Genomic DNA, 16423 nt, shown 5'->3' on the forward strand with positions numbered 1-16423 from the left:
GCCTGCGGAGTATGGGCCTTGGCAGACGGTGTATGGCCTGTTTCGCCGTTGGTAGCGGGATGGCACCTGGGCGCGGGTCCTGGCCGGGTTGCAGGCCTGTGCCGATGCGGCTGGGTTGATCACCTGGGATGTGAGCGTGGATTCCACGATTGCCAGGGCGCACCAGCATGCGGCCGGAGCCCGGAAAAGGGGGATCTGCAAGCCGAACCACCAGGCGGCCTGGCCGGCGTCGGCGGGATCGAGCCGGCTGATCACGCGTTGGGACGCTCCCGCGGCGGCTGGACCACGAAACTCCATCTGGGTTGTGAGCAAGGCCGCAAGCCGCTGTCGATCCTGGTCACCGCCGGGCAGCGTGGCGACACCCCCGCAGTTCCAGGCGGTGCTGGACGGCATCAGCGTGGCCCGCCCCGGCCCAGGCCGCCCTCAATGTCGTCCCGACCGGGTGCTGGCTGACAGGGCCTACAGCTCCCGCGCAAACCGGGTCTACCTGCGGCGACGCGGCATCCGGGCAACCATCCCGGTCAAAGTCGATCAGGCCGCCCACCGCCGCAACCGCGGCTCCCGCGGCGGGCGACCACCCGCCTTCGACTCCGATATCTACAAGCAGCGACACGCCGTCGAATGCGGCATCAACCTGCTCAAGCAGCGTCGCGCCGTAGCCACCCGATACGACAAACTCGCCGTCCGCTACCAGGCCACCATCCACATCGCCGCCATCGACACCTGGCTCCGCGACCTCGAACGACACTTATGAAACACGGCCTAGTGACTGAAGTCAGCTTGGGTGTACCAGGCGGGCTCTACCAGGCGCTCGCCGACTGGGCCGAATGGGCCAGGTCGGCGCCGCTCGCGACCGGCGAGACCACGCCCGAAGAGACCGCCACCGAAGCGTCCACGCCCGGCAAACCCCGGCCGTCAGGATCGCGTCGTACGGCGTGACGACCTTCGCCGCCGGTCTCGTGGCGCGGTGAGGATTTCGATCAGCGCGGACAGTCGCGGGGCCGGGTCGAAGGCCGGGTCGGGCGAGGCTAGCTGGTGCAGGAGAAGGCCGTCGAACAGATCCAGGAGGAGCGCGGCGTCGTCGCGTGGGTCGCTCGAGCCGACCTCCTCCAGCCATCCCGCGGCCCAGGTCAGGACGTGCTCGCGGGTGAGGGTGAGGTGCTCCTGTAGGGAGGGGGCCTGCGCCGCCTCGATGAAGAGGGCGTAGCGGGCGAGGGTGAGCGTACGCCGCGGCCCGGTCGCGTCGACGGCGAACTCCGCGAGGGCGTCGGTCAACCCCGCGGCCGTGGTCGGCCTGGCCGTCGTGGCGATCTCTTCCCAGATCGATTGTTCTCTGGCGGTGAAGCGTTCGACGATCGCTTTGACGAGCGCGTCCCTGGTGCGGAAATAGTTTGAGGTCGAACCAGCGGGTACGCCGGCGGCGGCGTCGACCGCGCGATGGGTGAGTCGGCGCGCTCCATGCTCTCCAAGCACGGAAATCGCTGCGTCAAGGAGTTCCTCCCGGCGGGACGTCATCAGCGCATGCTATCGATGGCACTACAGATGTAGTAACCTTGCGCTCATGCGAGGAACAGCAGCGATCGTGGGTGGTGGAGTCGGCGGGTTGGCAGTGGGCGCGGCCCTTGCGACCAATGGGTGGCAGGTCGCGATCTTCGAGCGGGATGCCGGGCCAGCCGTGACCGGCACGGCCCTTGGCATGTGGCCGTCCGCGCTGGCCGCGCTCGATCACCTCGGCGTCGGCGCCAGGGTCCGCGCCCTTGGTACGCCGCAGGCCGCGGCCGTCTTCAGTCGTCCCGACGGCACCCGGATCGGATCGCTCGACGTCAAGGGCCTACGGCGGCGTACCGGCGAATCCGTCCACCTGCTCTCAAGACCCGCGCTCCTCGGCCTGCTGCGCGCGGGCGTGCCAGAATCCGCGTTGCGGTTCGGCTCGGCGATCGCCGATGCCAGTGCCCTCCAGAAGGACTACGACGTGGTCGTCGCGGCGGACGGCATCTTCTCCGGTACGCGCGAGGCGCTGTTCGGCGCGCGATTCGGCGCTCGCTACACCGGCATCACCGCCTGGCGGGGCCAGATCGACACGATGCCGACCGAGTCGCTGATCGAGACCTGGGGCAGGGGCGGGAAGTTCGGTGTCACCCCGCAGGAAGATGGTCGCACCAACTGGTACGCGACGACTGTGGCACCAGAACGCGCCTTCACGCCGGGCCGCGAACGCGCCGCGCTGCGGGAGCTCTTCGGCAGCTGGCATGGTGGTGTGCGCGGTGTCCTCGACGCCATCGTGGAGGAGGGCATCTTTCGCCACGATCTCTACGTCGTACCCCCGTTGCCGACGTACGTCCGGGACACCGTCGCCCTCATCGGAGACGCCGCACACGCGATGACTCCCGATCTTGGCCGCGGCGCCTGCGAGGCGCTCATCGACGCGGTGACTCTCGCCCAGTGTCTGGACGCGCACTCCAGTGTCGTCGGCGGCCTGCGTGCGTATGACCAGCGGCGGCGGCGACCGACGCAACGTCTCGCGGTGGTCGCCTCGACCGCCTCCCGCCTCACCCGTTGGACTCGGGCGTTGTGGCTGCGGAACGCCCTGCTCCGACTGAGCCTGCTCGCGCCGACTCCCGCCTGACCGGGGGCCTGGAATCCATCCGCTGCCGGTGCCATTCCACCTGTGATGCCAGCCCCTCCGCCAAACCCACGGACGGAATCCAGCCGAGCAGTCGCTCCGCCTGCTCGCAGGTGGCCCACGTCTCGCTCACGTCGCCGGCCTGCTCGGGTGTTCTCGTGACCTGGAGGGGTTCCTCGGCGATCTGTGTGAGCAGGGCGAGTACGCCGTTGACGGTCGTGCGGGTTCCGCCGGCGACGTTGAGCACCGTCGCGGGTGGCAGGTCGACCTCCGTCGCGAGCAGGTTGGCCCGCACCACGTCGTCGACGTGGGTGAAGTCGCGGACCTGCTCACCGTCGCCGTACAACTGGATCTCGGTCCGCCCGAGGGCGGCCTCGATGAACCGGTGGAACGCCATGTCGGGGCGCTGTCTTGGACCGTAGACCGTGAAGTACCGCAGGGCGACCGTGGGCACGTCCCAGTTTCTGCCGTACGTACCGCAGAGGTGTTCGCCGGCGAGCTTGGTCACGCCGTACGGGCTGAACGGCCGGGGGATCGTGTTCTCTGACGTGGGGTAGCTCGGCGCGTTGCCGTACACCGAGGAGCTCGACGCGTAGACGAACCTGCGCACCCCCACCTGGCGGGCGGCCTCGAGGAGGCGCTGGGTGGCGAGCACGTTGTGTTCAACGTAATCGACGAAGCCGGGCCCCCACGACGGTCGTACGCCGGGAATTCCGGCCTGGTGCAGGACGATATCGGTGCCGGTCAGCAGGTCGGTCAGGTCGGCGAACCGCAGGTCCGTCTCGATCAGCCGGAAATTGGCGGCCTGGCGCAGTTTCCGGAGATTCTGCTCCTTCATGACGCGGCTGTAGTTGCCGGTGAAGGTGTCAATGCCCACCAATTCGTCGGCGCGCGGTAACAGGTATTCGGCGATGTGACTTCCAATAAATCCGGCGACGCCGGTGACGAGATATCGCATGGTCCCCCCCGCGTGCTGATGCTGTTACCCGCGTCCTGCTGCTGTTCTCCCGAGATGCTGATGGCGGCCATTCGCCAGCCTGGTCATCAGTCTGGTCATCCGCCGTCGTGGCTGGCGACGCGGATTCGCGGCGAGCCGTTCAAAACGCTAACGGGCTTGGAGTGCGGCCTGCGCGTATTCATAGAAATCGGTGCCGTTTCCAATTTTGCGGGCTGGTAAAGGCGCTTCCTGTGGAAGCTGTCGAGGCGGCTGCCGGGCGCCGGCGGTGAGAGTTCCCTCATGCCGACCGGGCCGCGGGTGAACTCGGAATGAACGGCAATCGGCCGGGGAATGGCAGACGTATGGCGCCGTAAATACGGTTGCACAGAATTACCTGGGCAACGGAAATACCCTTCCAAAGGGTGGCGGCTTGGGGGTGGGAATGATGAGGCGATACCCGGCGAACGTTCGCGCACACCGATTCCGGGAAGAGTCATGGTGAACACCTCTGAGGAAGCGCGGTTGCTCGTCTATACGCAGGACGGTCTCGGCCTTGGTCACCTGCGGCGGACGACCCTTCTCGCGACGGAGTTCCTCCGCAGCCGGCCCTATGCCAGCACGCTCACGATCTCGGACTCCCCGCTCGGGCAGTTCTTCACGGCGTCCAGCGGCCATGACTATCTGAAGCTGCCGTCCATCCGGAAGACCGCGCCGGGCCGCTGGCAGCCGATCGCGCTCGCGTCGCCGTTCGACGACGTCCTCGCGCTGCGCCGCGAGATCATCCGGAGCGCGGTGCTGAAGTTCCAGCCGCACGTCCTGCTCGTCGACCACATGCCGAGCGGCGCGATGGGCGAACTCGTGCCGGCGCTGGAGGCGATCCGGTCCAGGCCGGTGCGCGTGGTGCTCGGGCTGCGCGACATCCTCGACGCCCCGGCGACGGTCCGCCGGCGCTGGCGGCTGGAGGGCGCGTTCGAGGCGGTCGAGCGCTTCTACGACGACGTTCTCGTGTACGGCTCCCGTGACGTCTTCGACGTGGCGGCGGAGTACGGCTGGCCGGCCGAGGCGAGCCGGCGTATCCGCTACTGCGGGTACGTGTGCTCACCGCCCGGTGGGCACACGTCGGATCAGATCCGCCGGCGCTACCTGCTGAACCGGCCCGACGACGCACTCATCGTCGCCATGGCCGGTGGGGGAGCCGACGCGTTCCCGCTCTTCGACGCCCTGCTGCGCGCCGTACCCCGGCTCACCGCCCACCGCCCGTGCACGGTCGTCATCGTCACCGGGCCGTTCCTGCCCGAGGTGGAGCGGCTCGCGCTGCGCCGACGGGCGCGAGACCTGCCGGTGCATGTCATCACGTCGGTACCCGACTCGCTGAGCTACCTCGGTGCCGCCGACGTGGTCGTCGGCATGGCGGGCTACAACACGACGTCGGAGATCCTGAGCCTGCGCAAGCCGGCGTTGCTGGTGCCGCGCCGCGGTCCGAGTGCGGAGCAGCAGATGAGGGCCCGGCTGTTCGCCGAACGCGGGTGGGTGCGCTGGGTCTCTCCGGACCACCTGGACGCGGACGCGGTCGGCGACGCCGTACTGGGGATCTTCGCCGGCGCGGGTGGGCCACCGCTGTCGGCGCCCGACCTCAACGGCCGGCAGGTGGCGGCGGAGCGGTTGCTCGCCGGTCTCCAGGAAGTAGTGCCCACAGAACCCCCAGCGGCCACGACACCCGGGTCGCGGGAGAACGGCACGCCGAAGGTCCGGGCGGCGGTTCGCCACGCGGCGCGCGTGGATCGGCCACTGTTGGCTGAGGGGTAGCCGTGGCCAGTCCGTCCCTTGCCACCCCCCGCGAGCTGGGCTTTCTCGCCGCCGGTCCGCACGCCGTCGAGGGTGTACGCCGGGCGGTGACCGACCCGCTGCGGCACGGGCTCGCGCCCCTGCTGGACCGGTGCCTGCCCGACGGGGTCACGGCGGCGCGTCCACGCCTCCTGCGGACGAAGTACAAGCCCAACCGGAAGCTCACCGCCTACTACGCGATGCAAGTCCCTGACCACCGGTCGCAGGCGCCGCGCCACCTGGCGGTCACCTGGTCCGTGGCTCCCGCCGATCCGGCCGAGACCGCGGAACCGTCGCTCCTGGAGGAGGCGGCGTACCGGCGCGGTGTGGCGGCGCCGTTCCGGCGGCTCGCCGCGACCTCCCCGGACGGCTGCGTCTCCCTCGCGATCGCCCCGGTCGATCCGGCGTTCCCGCGCCTGGTCGGCCTGTACGCGGCGGCCGACGACGTCACCACCGTGCGGTTCCGGCCCGGCCAGCGGCACGTGCTCCGCGTGGTGATGCCGCCACCCGACGCCGGAGTGGCGTTCGTCAAGGCGTACCGCGACGGCACCGGCGAACGCGCGGTCGCCGTCGCCCAGGCGTGGGACGCGCTGCTGGCCGACGGGTGTCCGGGGGTACGGACGGCCCGCGTGCTCAGGTACGCCGCCGCGGACCGGGCGGTGTGGTGGGCGGGTGAGCCAGGCGAGCCGCTGTGGCGGTGCCTCACCGACGGTACGGCGGTACGACGGTTGCCGCGCCTCGTCGGTCAGGCGCTGCGGGTGCTGCACGAGCACACCCCCGAGCAGGTGCTGCCCCACTATGAGACGGCCACCGAGATCGCCACCACCATCCGGGCGTCCGGGCACATCGGGCTGCTCCTCCCGCCGGTGGGCGAGCGGCTCCGCCGGTTGATCTCGCGGGTCGTCGCCTGCCTGGACCAGCTGCCCACCGAACCCCCGCGCCTCACCCACGGCGACCTGAAGTGCGACAACCTGCTCTCCACCGGCGTGGAGGTACGCGCGATCGACCTGGACCGCGCGGCCATCGCCGACCCCGCCCTCGACCTGGGCAAGTTCATCGCCGACCTGCGCTGGTGGTGCGCCCTGCTCGGGGCGGACGCGGAGGTGGCGGTCGCGGCGTTCCTCGAGGGGTACGTCGAGCAGTACAGCGGATGCGGTCTGGACCGGCTCGCCCGGGCCCGGGCGCTGGCCGCGTTGTTTCAGGTGAAGCTGGTCGCGCGCCGCGTCGCCGTGCACGACCCGGCGTGGGCGGTCCTCGTCTCCAGGGGCATGGACCTTGCCGAGGTCGCCGTATGAGCGAGCGGAGCGAGCGGATCATCCAATACAGCGTCTCGAGTGCCTCATGCGCGCCCGGAGCGAAGCGAGGACGTGCATGAGAAGGGATCCGCGACCGCGACCGCTCGCCGACCTGGACCCGGCGCTGCCGCGGCTGGCCGGCACGCTGGCCGAGGCGAGACCGGGCTGGACCCTGCACGACGCCTCCTGGCGGCCGGGCGAACGCTGCCTCCTGGCGTACCGGATCGCGCCGCCACCATCGTCTGGCCAGGTCCCGACGTTCGTGGCGGTGGAGGTCACACCGGACGGCGTGGTCCGGCGCGACCTGCGTGAAGACCCGGGCCTGCCGGGCGTGGCGCAGGCCGCCGACGAGACCGTGGTGCGCGACCGGCTCGCCGAACTCGGCGTACGCGACGTCCACTCCTGCACGGTGGAGCCGGTGCGGTACCGGCCCGGCTCACGGGCGGTGCTGCGGTACGACATCGAGACCGGTGCCGGTGCCCTGCGGATGTACGCCAAGGTGCTCGGTGGTTCGGGTCGACGGGCGGCGTACGCCGTCCCCGAAGCTCTGGCCACCTCGGCCCCACCCGGTCTGCTGCCTGACCTGCTGGCCGCCTGGCCGGACCGGCGCGTCCTCCTGCACCGGGCCGTCGAGGGCCGGCAGCTGTCGGCGGTGTTCGGCGACTGCGGCGTTCCGTCCGCGACGAAGCTGCGCCTGGCCTACCAACTGGGCGACCTGCTCGCCCGCCTGCACGCGGCGGAAGCTGCGGCTCCCATCCGTACGCCGGCCGAGGCGCTCCAAGCCGTGGGTGAGTCGCTGGCGATCGTGCGGTACGCCGACCTGCACCTCGCACAGCGGCTGACCAGGGTGGTCGACCGGCTCGCGGCACCGATCCCGTGGGACGGCGCCTGCGTCCTCGGCCACGGTGGGTTCCGGCCCGGCCAGGTGATCCTCACCGGCCGGCGGCTGACGCTGCTCGACCTCGACAGCGCCTGCACGTGTGATCCCGAACGGGATCTCGCGACCGCAATGGCCCACCTCACCTGGCAGGGCATCCGGCGGCCGCGGGACAGCGCGACGTTCGACGCGGCTGGTCGGGCGTTCGTCGCGGGGTACGAACGCCGCTCGGGTCCGGTCGACGCCCACGCCCTTCTGTGGTGGCGGCTGCTCGCGCTGGTGCGGGTCGCCGTTCGCCGCTACCGCCGGCTCGAGATCGCGGACTGGGAGTACCTGCCGCGGCTGGTGGAGGGAGTCGAGCGGCTGCTCTCGGACCTGCCCCTGCGCGCCGTGCGCGGGCGTCCGCTCGCCGAGTGCCTCCTCGACCGGCATCAGATGACGCGGATCCTCCGCCCGTCGCTCACGCCGGTCGCCGCCGATCCCGGCGCGCTCGAGATCACCGCCGTCCGCCCACTCCACCAGGCACCGGGGCGCCGCACCGTCGTGGGGTACGCCGTCCGAGGCCTGGAGAAGGGAACGCCCGTCGCGCTCGTCGGCAAGCTCTTCGTCGAGCCGTACCGCGCGACCCTTGCGGACGCGAACCTTCGCGCGCTCGCGGACGGGCCGTTCAAGGACGGAGTCCTGCGGGTGCCCGAGCCGCTCCCGTCTCCCCTCGATCAGGGGCTGGTGCTCTACCGACGGTCGGGGGGAGTACCCCTGGACCAGCTGGACGGTCCCGCCGAGGTGGCCGGGGTGCGGGCCGCGGCGCGCTGGCTCGCGCGGCTGCACGGGTCTGACGTACTCCTGTCCCGGCGGCTCGACCTCGACGCCGAGGCGACGAACTGCCACGCGTGGGCGGGCCTGGTCGCCGACCGGGAACCAGACCTGCGCCTGATGGCGTGCCGGCTCGCCGACCGCTGGGCCGGGATCGTGAAGGACCGCTGGTTCGCGGCCAGAACGCCCATCCACAAGGACTTCCACGCCGGCCACGTCCTGCTCGGCGGTGTGGTTCCGGCCCCTCCCGGGCTTCGCCCGGCTGGGCCCACCCCCACCACCTCAGGGGTGACGGTGGTCGACCTGGACGAGGCCCGGATGGGTGACCCGGCCCTGGACGTGGCGCATTTCTGTGCCTACCTCGATCTGCGGGCCGGTCCAGAGCGAGCCGGGGTCCTCAGGCGGGTATTCCGCAAGGAGTACGCCGCGGTGGCCGATCCACCCGACGCCGATCGGGCCGCGGTGTTCGGTGCGTACGCCTGGCTCAAGATCGCCAAGCAGCTCGTGATGGGAACCGGCCCGCACCCCGTACTCGACGACCGCCGGCGTGGTCCAAAGGTGGCCCATGCCCTGGAGATGGGGTTGAGATGCCTCGACACGTGATCCTTGTCGTCCGCAGCTGGCCGCGCCTGTCGCAGACGTTCATCCTCAACGAGGTCCTCGCCCTCGAACGCCGCGGCCTCGCGTTGACCGTCGTCAGCCTGGTGCGCTCGCGGGAGCGGCACCGGCAGCCCCAGGTCGACCAGGTGCGGGCGCGAGTGCGGTTCCTCGACGACCGGGGCCCCGCGGCGATCTGGGCCCGGATCACCGATCATCTGGCCGCGTTCGCCGGCGCTCCCGGCCGGTATCTCGCGACGTTCTTCTTCGCGCTGACCCGACCGTGGCTCGGCGGCGGGTACGCGACCTGCTCGGCGCTGCGCAGCTTCGGTCACGGTGTCCAGGTCGCGGCCCTGGCCGGGCGCCTGCGCCGCGCGGGCGAGGGCCACCCGCACCTGCACGCCCACTTCGCCCACGATCCGGCGCTGGTCGGGATGCTCGCACGCCGGCTCACCGGACTGCCGTTCAGCTTCACCGCGCACGCCCGCGACCTCTACCAGACCTCGCCCCGGGCCCTGATCGCCCGAGCCGCCGAGGCGAAGGTGCTCGTCACCTGCTGCCGGGCGAACGCGGACTACATCGCGCGGACCATCCCGACGCGGGTCCGCCCGCTCGTCCGCGTCATCCACCACGGTGTCGAGCTTGACCAGCTGACGCCGTCGCGCACCGGACCGGCCGGGACGAACGGCGCCCAGGCGAAGGTCCTCTCGGTCGGCCGGCTGGTGGAGAAGAAGGGGTTCGACGACCTGCTACGCGCCTGCGCCCGCCTCGCGGAAGCCGGCCACGCCTTCTCGCTCGACATCTACGGCGACGGGCCCCTTCGGCCGGAGCTGACCGCTCTGGTGGACCGGCTCCGCCTGGGATCGCACGTGACGTTCCACGGCGAGCGGGACAGGAACGAGATCGTCCGCGCGCTGGCCACCGCCGACGTCTTCGCGCTGACCCCGTGCGTGACCGGCGACGGTGACCGCGACGGCATCCCGAACGTCCTTGTGGAGGCGATGGCCTGCGGCTTACCCGTCGTCACCACCTCGGCCGGCGGGATCCCGGAACTCGTCCGGGACGGTGACAACGGCCTGCTCGCCTCACCCGGTGACGTCGCCGCCATCGCCGCGCACCTCGCCGCCCTGCTGGCGGATCCGGAGGCGCGGCGGGAGTTGGGTGCGCGTGGGCGGCACACCGTGGAGTCGGGGTACGACGTCGACGCGGCCGCCGCGGCGCTCGACGCCATTTTCCGTCCACAGACGGCCGTGCCGGCGGGGGTGCGCCCGTGACCCCTGAGTCAATGCGATTCGCCGAAGCGCTGCGGCCACGGGTGATGGGACCCCGCCTGGCCGCGGCGCTGCGCGGGGACACCCGGACCTGCCACGTCCTCGACGCGAAGTACGAGCCGGGCAAGCGCGCCCTGGTGTTGTACGACTACGGCGGCCGGCTGGTCCGTGGTGACCTGCTCCCCGCCGCCGGCGACCCGGCGTCCGACAGCGCGGCGTCCGACAGCACCGCGTACGACAGCACCGCGTACGACAGCACGGCGGTGGTTGAGCCCGGCGTCCGCTTGTCCGTCTTCCCGCACGACCCCGACCTGCCGTCGCTGCCGCGCGCTCTCGACCCCGGCACGTACGCGACGGTGCTCGGCGCCAACGACGGTGCGCGGACCGGGACCTGCCGGGTCCGCCTGCTGAGGTACCGGCCCGGCAAGCGGGTGACGGTGTACGTGTGGCGGCGGTCCGGCAGTGGCGCTGAGGGCTACGTCGCGAAGGTCTACCACGACCCGGGCAAGGCCGAGGCGGTGGCGGCGGAGGCGAAGGCGCTCGACGGCGGGCGCCGGCCGGCGGGGGTACTCCGGCTCGCGGCGCCCGTCGCCCACGTTCGTGACCTGGCTCTGCTGGTGCAACGCGCGGTCCGCGGGGTCCCGCTCGACCAGCTGGTCACCGGCGGGCTGGGCCGGGCCGAGGCGGGGATCGGACTCGCCGCCCGCGCGCTCGCCGAACTCCACGACCGGCCGGTCATCAGCGGGCGCGAACGCCCGGTCGACCGCGAACTCCGTCGCTTCGGGGCCCGCGCCGCCCGGATCGCCGAAGTGAACCCCGCCCTCGGTGCCGCACTGACCGCGCTCGCGGACCGGCTCATCCGGCTCCAGCCGAGCATCACGCCAGGGCCTGCCGGCCTGGTGCACGGAGACTGCAAGCCGAGCCAGTTCATGGTCGCGAAGGACCACGTCTTCCTGCTCGACCTCGATCACTGCGGCGTCGCCGATCCGGCCAGCGACCTCGGAACCTTCCTCGCCACCCTGCGGCAGCACCGGGCGCGGCACCGGCTGGCCGGCACCGACCGGCCGCCCGCCTGGCAGTGGATCGCCCTCGGCGAGCGGTTCCTCACCACCTACCTGACCGTGCGGCGCGAGCCGTCCCTGCGTTCGGCGGCGCGGTGGTACGAAGCCGTCGCGCTCGAACGCAAGGCGCTGCGCTGCTTCGCCCGGGCACCGCGGTCACCGCTTGCCGGGGTGCTCGTCTCTGAGGCGCAGCTGTGCCTCGACCGGCTCGAAGGAGGAGAAGAACGGTGACGACCACGACGACGCGACCGGCGCCGGTCGCACCGTCGGCTACCCGGGCCGAGCGCAAGGTCGGCGACTTCCGCCGCACGGTACGCCTCTTCCGGCAGTTCAAGGGCGGCAGCAAGGTGTACGTCGGCGCGATCGCCCTGCTCGTCTTCGAGTCCCTCACCGCGATCGCCGAGCCGTACCCGATCGCCTACCTGGTCGACTTCCTGCAGAACGCACAGCCGAGCCTGCGGACGACGCTCGGCCTGCCGGCGTTCCTCTCCTCCGAGCGGACGGAGACGTTCGTCGTGTTGACGATCGGGATCGTCCTGATCGCCGCGATCAACAGCGCGGCCGACTCGTTCGCCGAGGTCTGCATGGCGCGTGGCGGCCGGGCGTTCGGCTACAACGTGCGGGTCGCGATGTACTCCCACCTGCAGCGGCTGTCGCTGGCCTACCACGACAAGAAGCGCACCGGTGACGTGCTGACCCGGGTGACCGGCGACGTGCTCGTCCTGGAGGACTTCATCATCGGGTCGGTCAGCAACATCCTCGGCAGTGGGTTGGTCCTGATCGGCACGTTCGGCGTCCTGCTCTACCAGAGCTGGAACGTCGCGCTGGTGGCGCTCGTGGTCGTGCCCCTGCTGGCGGTCATCTCGACGTACTTCTCCCGCCGGATCAAGGCGGCGTCGAAGACGCAGCGTTCCAGGGAGGGCGAGCTGGCCTCGACCGCCCAGGAGATGCTGACCTCGATCCGGCTGATCCAGAGCTACGGGCGTGGACGGGTGGACCTCCGGAGGTTCTCCGACCAGACCGCGCAGAGCATGCGCGCCTCCCTGCGGACCGCCAACGTCCAGGCGAAGTTCAGCTTCGTGATCGCGCTCGCCGAGGCGCTCGCCATCTGCGCCGTCGTCTGGATCGGTGTCTTCCTGCTCGACCGCCGCGCGCTCACCATCGGCACGCTGGTGCTGCTCATCCTGCTGCTGCAGAACATGTTCAAGCCGGCCCGCAAGATCGTCAGCGAGTGGTACAAGATCGGCAAGGTCTTCGCCAGCGTGGAGCGGATCGCCGACCTCCTCGACCGCGAGGAAGGTGTCCGCGACGAGCCCGATGCCACCGCCGCGCCGCCGCTCAAGGGCCGGCTCACCTTCCGGCGGGTGAGCTTCAGCTATCCGGCCGAGCACGCCGACGGGTCACCGGCCGAGGAGCGGGCGGCCGTGCTGCGTGCCGTCGACTTCGAGGTGTCGCCCGGTGAGATCGTCGCGCTCGTCGGGCAGAGCGGCGCGGGCAAGAGCACGATCGCCCAGTTGGTGCCGCGCCTGTATGACCCGACAGACGGCGCGGTGCTCGTCGACGGCCTCGACGTACGCAGCCTGACGCTCAGCTCCGTACGCCGCCAGGTGAGTCTGGTGCTCCAGGACACGGTGTTGCTCAGCGGCACGGTCGCTGAGAACATCGGGTACGGCGTCGAGAACGCCACCCCCGAACGCATCGAGGCCGCCGCCCGGGCCGCCAACGCCCACGAGTTCATCGAGCGGCTGCCGGACGGCTACGACACGATGCTCGCCGAGCGGGGCACGACGCTCTCGGGCGGCCAGCGCCAGCGACTCGCGATCGCCCGCGCCTTCATCCGCGAGACACCGATCCTCATCCTCGACGAGCCCACCACCGGGCTGGACGCCGAGTCGACACAGCAGGTCCTCGAGGCGCTCCGCAGCCTGATGCGGGGTCGAACGACGCTCATCATCTCCCACGACCCCGAACTGATCCGGTGCGCGGACCGCACCCTGGTGATCGCCGGCGGCACCGTCGCCGAGCGGGGCGACCGAGGCGAGCAGGGTGAGCGGAGCGAGCAAGGCGAGCGGGACCGGAGGCGCACGGGCAGGCATCGCCGACAACCCGCCAAGGAACGAAGCGACGCCGGCACGCACGGGTACCAGTCGTCCGAACTCGCTTCGCCGCTGCGCTCCCGACTACCCGGGCTCTCCTTTGCGGTCGACCCGGAACGTGCCGGCCAGGAGATCGAACGCCGGATGCTGGCCGGCGACGCGACCGCACGGCTCGAGGACGTACGGGTGGAGAAGCTGTGGTACCACCCCGACGGCACCTGCTCGCTGCGGTACGCCGTGCGGCTCGGAGGTACGGACGGCGGTACGGACGGCGGTGACCGCGCGCGGCCTGAGCACACGGTGCTCGCGCGGGTCCATCCCGACGACGAGGCCGCGGCGGCGTACCTTGCCGAGCGCGTCGGCCCGCTCGCCGCCCTCGACGGCGCGGGTGGCGCGGATGGCGCGGGCCGCAACGGCCGCGGCCGGTTCGGCGGTCTGTGGCGGCAGCAGGGCGTGGTGGTCCCCGGGACCGGTCTCGCGCTGCATCCGTTCCCGCTCGACCCGGCGCTCGTGACCCTGCCCCTGGCGGTCGACCCGGCGGTGGTCGCGAAGGCCCTGCGGGACCACCTCCCTGATGCCCACGGGCGCGCCAAGGACGAGTGGACCGTCCACGTCGTCCACCACCCGCGCGAGGGCGGCTGCGTCCTCCGCTTCGACGGCGGGCCGAGGCGAGCAGGCGGGTCCGGCATACCTTCGACAGACAGCGGGGTGACGGTGTTCGGCAAGGTGTACGGCGACGGGCGCGGACAGATCACCGCGGCCACCCTCCAGGCGCTGGCCGCACCGCCGGTACGCGCCACCAGCGCCAACGGCGACCTCCGGGTACCCCGGCTGGTCGGCTACGTACCAGACCTCCGGCTCCTCTTCACCGGGGTCGTTCCGGGCGAGCCGCTGCTGCGCGCGGGATCATGGGCCTGGTCGGCTGGCCGGGCGGAACCAGCGGCACACGGCGTCCTCGACATGATGACGGCGGCCGGGCGCCTGCTCGCCGAACTCCACCGCCGCCGGGTACTCCGACTCCGCCCGTACAGCCGGGCCGACGAACTCGGCGCGCTGGCGGGCGAGGCCGACCGGATCGAACCGGTCTGGCCCGACCTTGCCGAGCGGGCCCGCCAGCGGTTGGCGCTCCTGCACGAGCGGGCGCGCTCTGTGGCCGAGTCCTGGCGGGTGCTCTGCCACGGTGACTTCACTCCCGCGCAGATCCTCGCCAGTGCCGGCGGGCTGGCGCTGGTCGACTTCGACACCGTCTGCCGGGCCGAACCAGCGCTGGATCTCGGGCGCTTCCTCGCCCACCTGCAACTCGCGGGCGTGAAGGCGGGCGGGACGGAGGCGTGGCCGCTGCTCGACGAGCTGTCGGGCGCCTTCCTGCGGGCGTACGCCGAGGCCTCGACACCGTGGGCAGAGCTCGACCGGCCGCTACTGGACCGGGTGGCGCTGTATCGGGACGCCAGCCTGCTGCGGACAGCTCTCCACGGCTGCCGCCAACTCAAGGACGCCCGGATGAAGCTCGCGCTCGCGATGCTCGACGACACCGACGACTGGACCCGGAGGATCCGCTCATGATGCCGCTGCTCGACGACGATGTGGTCGTCTCCTCGCTGGAGGAATTCGCGTCTCTACCGGACTGGCTCGCTGCCGGCATGCTGCCCGATCGGGTGGAGTCGGCGTTGCGGCGGGAGGTTCCGGAGTTGGCGGACGGCCGCCTCACGCTGCTCTCCTGTACGCCGCAGAGGTTGCGCGCCAAGGGCAACGAATGGCTTGCCCGCTACCGCCTCGAGGTGGCCGAGCCCGGTGGGGCGCCGCGGGAGGTCGTCCTCGTCGGCAACCTGCGGCCGCCGTCGACCGGCGGACCCGAGCCCGACCACGCGCAGCGGCGGGGACCGCTGTCGAGTCCGGAGTTCGGCGAACCCGGCTGGAGCTGCTGGCTACCCGACCTCCGCCTCGAACTCCGCGTCCAGGTCGCCGACGAGGCGTTGCCGTCCCTGCCGTCGCTGGTCGAACCCGCAGCCGCGGGCCGGCTGCTCCAGCGCGTACTCCGGGAGGCGGGCTATGGCGACGCGGTGGTCGAGGACTGTACGCCCGACGTGGTCCGCTACAAGCCGGGCAGCCGGTGCACGGTGGTGACGAGCGTGCGGTACGCCGACAGCCGCGCCAGTCGCGGGCTGCCCGACCCGGTCGTGGTCAAGACCCACCAGGGTGACAAGGGGAGTACCGCGTGGGAGGCGATGCGGGCGCTGTGGGAGACACCACTCGCGCAGGGTACGGCGGTCCGGCTGGCGGAGCCGTTGGCGTACCTGCCGGACGAACGGATCCTCGTACAGGGTCCGATCCCGGGCGACAAGACGTTGAAGGAACTCGCCCGGGAGGCGATCAGCGACGGGGGTACTCGCGAGGTGGGCCGCCTGCGCGACGCGCTCGCCCAGACCGCCGGCGCGCTGGCCGCCCTGCACTCCTGCGGTGCGGTGTATGGCCGGACCGCGACCTTCGAAGAGGAAGTCGACGAGGTCGAGGAGGTCGTGGGGCGGCTCGCCCAGTCGGTGCCCGCACTGCGGCCGGCCGCGGGTCCGTTGCTCGCGCGGATGCGGGAGTGCGCGAAGGAGTTGCCGGCCGACCCGGTGGTCTGCGCCCACCATGACTTCCGCCCGGCGCAGGTCCTTCTGGACGGGGGAGCCGTCGGCTTCATCGACTTCGACGGGTCGTGCATGGCCGAACCCGCCCTCGACCTCGGGCGGTTCCGGGCCAAGCTGCGAGACATCGGGATCAGCGTCCTGGCGGCCACCGGCCAGCCGCTGACCGGCGAACCGCTGGCCCGCAACCTCGGGTTGCTCGACGACCTGTGCGAGGGGTTCCTCGCGGCGTACCAGGAGCAGGCGAAGGTGTCGCGCGAGCGGGTCCTGCTGTGGGAGACGTGCGACCTGGTCACCGCGATGCTGCACGCCTGGACCAAGGTGCGGCTCGCGCGGATCGGCCCACGGCTGACGGTACTCATCCACCAGCTTCGTACGGTCCGGTTCTAACCCGGCGTGGGA

At 71.6% G+C, this 16423-nt stretch carries 12 protein-coding genes; 10 read left to right on the plus strand and 2 right to left on the minus strand.

Going from position 1 to position 16423, the window contains the following annotated elements; genetic code table 11:
• The first annotated feature begins 352 nt into the window (after positions 1-352).
• Positions 353-754, plus strand: a complete 402-nt coding sequence (locus B141_RS51000) for a transposase (RefSeq protein ID WP_202805930.1) — start codon at positions 353-355, stop codon at positions 752-754.
• 11 nt (positions 755-765) lie between these two features.
• Positions 766-939, plus strand: coding sequence for a hypothetical protein (locus tag B141_RS49915; RefSeq protein ID WP_157181470.1), 174 nt, complete (start codon positions 766-768; stop codon positions 937-939).
• Here the strand turns inward: B141_RS49915 and B141_RS0132630 are convergent.
• On the minus strand, positions 916-1515 hold the full coding sequence (locus B141_RS0132630) for a TetR/AcrR family transcriptional regulator (RefSeq protein WP_020579389.1): 600 nt from the start codon (positions 1513-1515) through the stop codon (positions 916-918). The two genes, B141_RS49915 and B141_RS0132630, sit on opposite strands and share 24 nt — an antisense overlap.
• 46 nt (positions 1516-1561) lie before the next feature.
• Between B141_RS0132630 and B141_RS0132635 the strand changes: the two genes are divergently transcribed.
• Positions 1562-2626, plus strand: a complete 1065-nt coding sequence (locus B141_RS0132635) for an FAD-dependent monooxygenase (protein ID WP_026257769.1) — start codon at positions 1562-1564, stop codon at positions 2624-2626.
• On the opposite strand, the gene B141_RS0132640 is transcribed toward B141_RS0132635, so the two are convergent.
• Complete coding sequence (locus B141_RS0132640; protein WP_020579391.1) at positions 2550-3581, minus strand: NAD-dependent epimerase/dehydratase family protein; 1032 nt, start codon at positions 3579-3581, stop codon at positions 2550-2552. The two genes, B141_RS0132635 and B141_RS0132640, sit on opposite strands and share 77 nt — an antisense overlap.
• 474 nt (positions 3582-4055) lie before the next feature.
• On the opposite strand from B141_RS0132640, the gene B141_RS0132645 reads away from it, so the two are divergent.
• From B141_RS0132645 to B141_RS0132675, 7 genes are all read left to right on the plus strand, one after another.
• The gene (locus tag B141_RS0132645; RefSeq protein ID WP_020579392.1) at positions 4056-5366 is read left to right on the plus strand and encodes a glycosyltransferase family protein; all 1311 of its coding nucleotides are present in this window, start codon (positions 4056-4058) and stop codon (positions 5364-5366) included.
• A 2-nt stretch (positions 5367-5368) separates the two neighbouring features.
• Positions 5369-6679 carry a phosphotransferase family protein gene (locus tag B141_RS0132650; protein WP_020579393.1) on the plus strand — a complete coding sequence of 437 codons (1311 nt, stop codon included), beginning with the start codon at positions 5369-5371 and terminating at the stop codon, positions 6677-6679.
• A 76-nt stretch (positions 6680-6755) separates the two neighbouring features.
• Positions 6756-8972, plus strand: coding sequence for an aminoglycoside phosphotransferase family protein (locus tag B141_RS0132655; protein WP_020579394.1), 2217 nt, complete (start codon positions 6756-6758; stop codon positions 8970-8972).
• Complete coding sequence (locus B141_RS0132660) at positions 8957-10240, plus strand: glycosyltransferase (protein WP_026257770.1); 1284 nt, start codon at positions 8957-8959, stop codon at positions 10238-10240. Before B141_RS0132655 ends, B141_RS0132660 begins: the two co-directional genes overlap by 16 nt.
• The gene (locus B141_RS0132665; RefSeq protein WP_157181471.1) at positions 10237-11529 is read left to right on the plus strand and encodes a phosphotransferase family protein; all 1293 of its coding nucleotides are present in this window, start codon (positions 10237-10239) and stop codon (positions 11527-11529) included. Before B141_RS0132660 ends, B141_RS0132665 begins: the two co-directional genes overlap by 4 nt.
• Positions 11526-14957, plus strand: a complete 3432-nt coding sequence (locus tag B141_RS46500) for an ABC transporter transmembrane domain-containing protein (protein ID WP_020579397.1) — start codon at positions 11526-11528, stop codon at positions 14955-14957. The genes B141_RS0132665 and B141_RS46500 overlap by 4 nt, the downstream gene beginning before the upstream one ends.
• Positions 14954-16411: a phosphotransferase gene (locus B141_RS0132675; RefSeq protein ID WP_020579398.1), complete on the plus strand. Its 1458-nt coding sequence runs from the start codon at positions 14954-14956 to the stop codon at positions 16409-16411. Before B141_RS46500 ends, B141_RS0132675 begins: the two co-directional genes overlap by 4 nt.
• The last annotated feature ends 12 nt before the right edge of the window (positions 16412-16423 follow it).

This window comes from Actinopolymorpha alba DSM 45243 (assembly GCF_000373925.1).
Lineage (GTDB): Bacteria > Actinomycetota > Actinomycetes > Propionibacteriales > Actinopolymorphaceae > Actinopolymorpha > Actinopolymorpha alba.

Excerpts from the sequence above, each read along its gene's own strand:
- B141_RS0132630 (WP_020579389.1), bottom strand. The coding sequence starts at position 1,515 with ATGACGTCCCGCCGGGAGGAACTCCTTGACGCAGCGATTTCCGTGCTT.
- B141_RS0132635 (WP_026257769.1), top strand. The coding sequence starts at position 1,562 with ATGCGAGGAACAGCAGCGATCGTGGGTGGTGGAGTCGGCGGGTTGGCA.
- B141_RS0132640 (WP_020579391.1), bottom strand. The coding sequence starts at position 3,581 with ATGCGATATCTCGTCACCGGCGTCGCCGGATTTATTGGAAGTCACATC.
- B141_RS0132645 (WP_020579392.1), top strand. The coding sequence starts at position 4,056 with ATGGTGAACACCTCTGAGGAAGCGCGGTTGCTCGTCTATACGCAGGAC.
- B141_RS0132655 (WP_020579394.1), top strand. The coding sequence starts at position 6,756 with ATGAGAAGGGATCCGCGACCGCGACCGCTCGCCGACCTGGACCCGGCG.
- B141_RS0132660 (WP_026257770.1), top strand. The coding sequence starts at position 8,957 with ATGCCTCGACACGTGATCCTTGTCGTCCGCAGCTGGCCGCGCCTGTCG.
- B141_RS0132675 (WP_020579398.1), top strand. The coding sequence starts at position 14,954 with ATGATGCCGCTGCTCGACGACGATGTGGTCGTCTCCTCGCTGGAGGAA.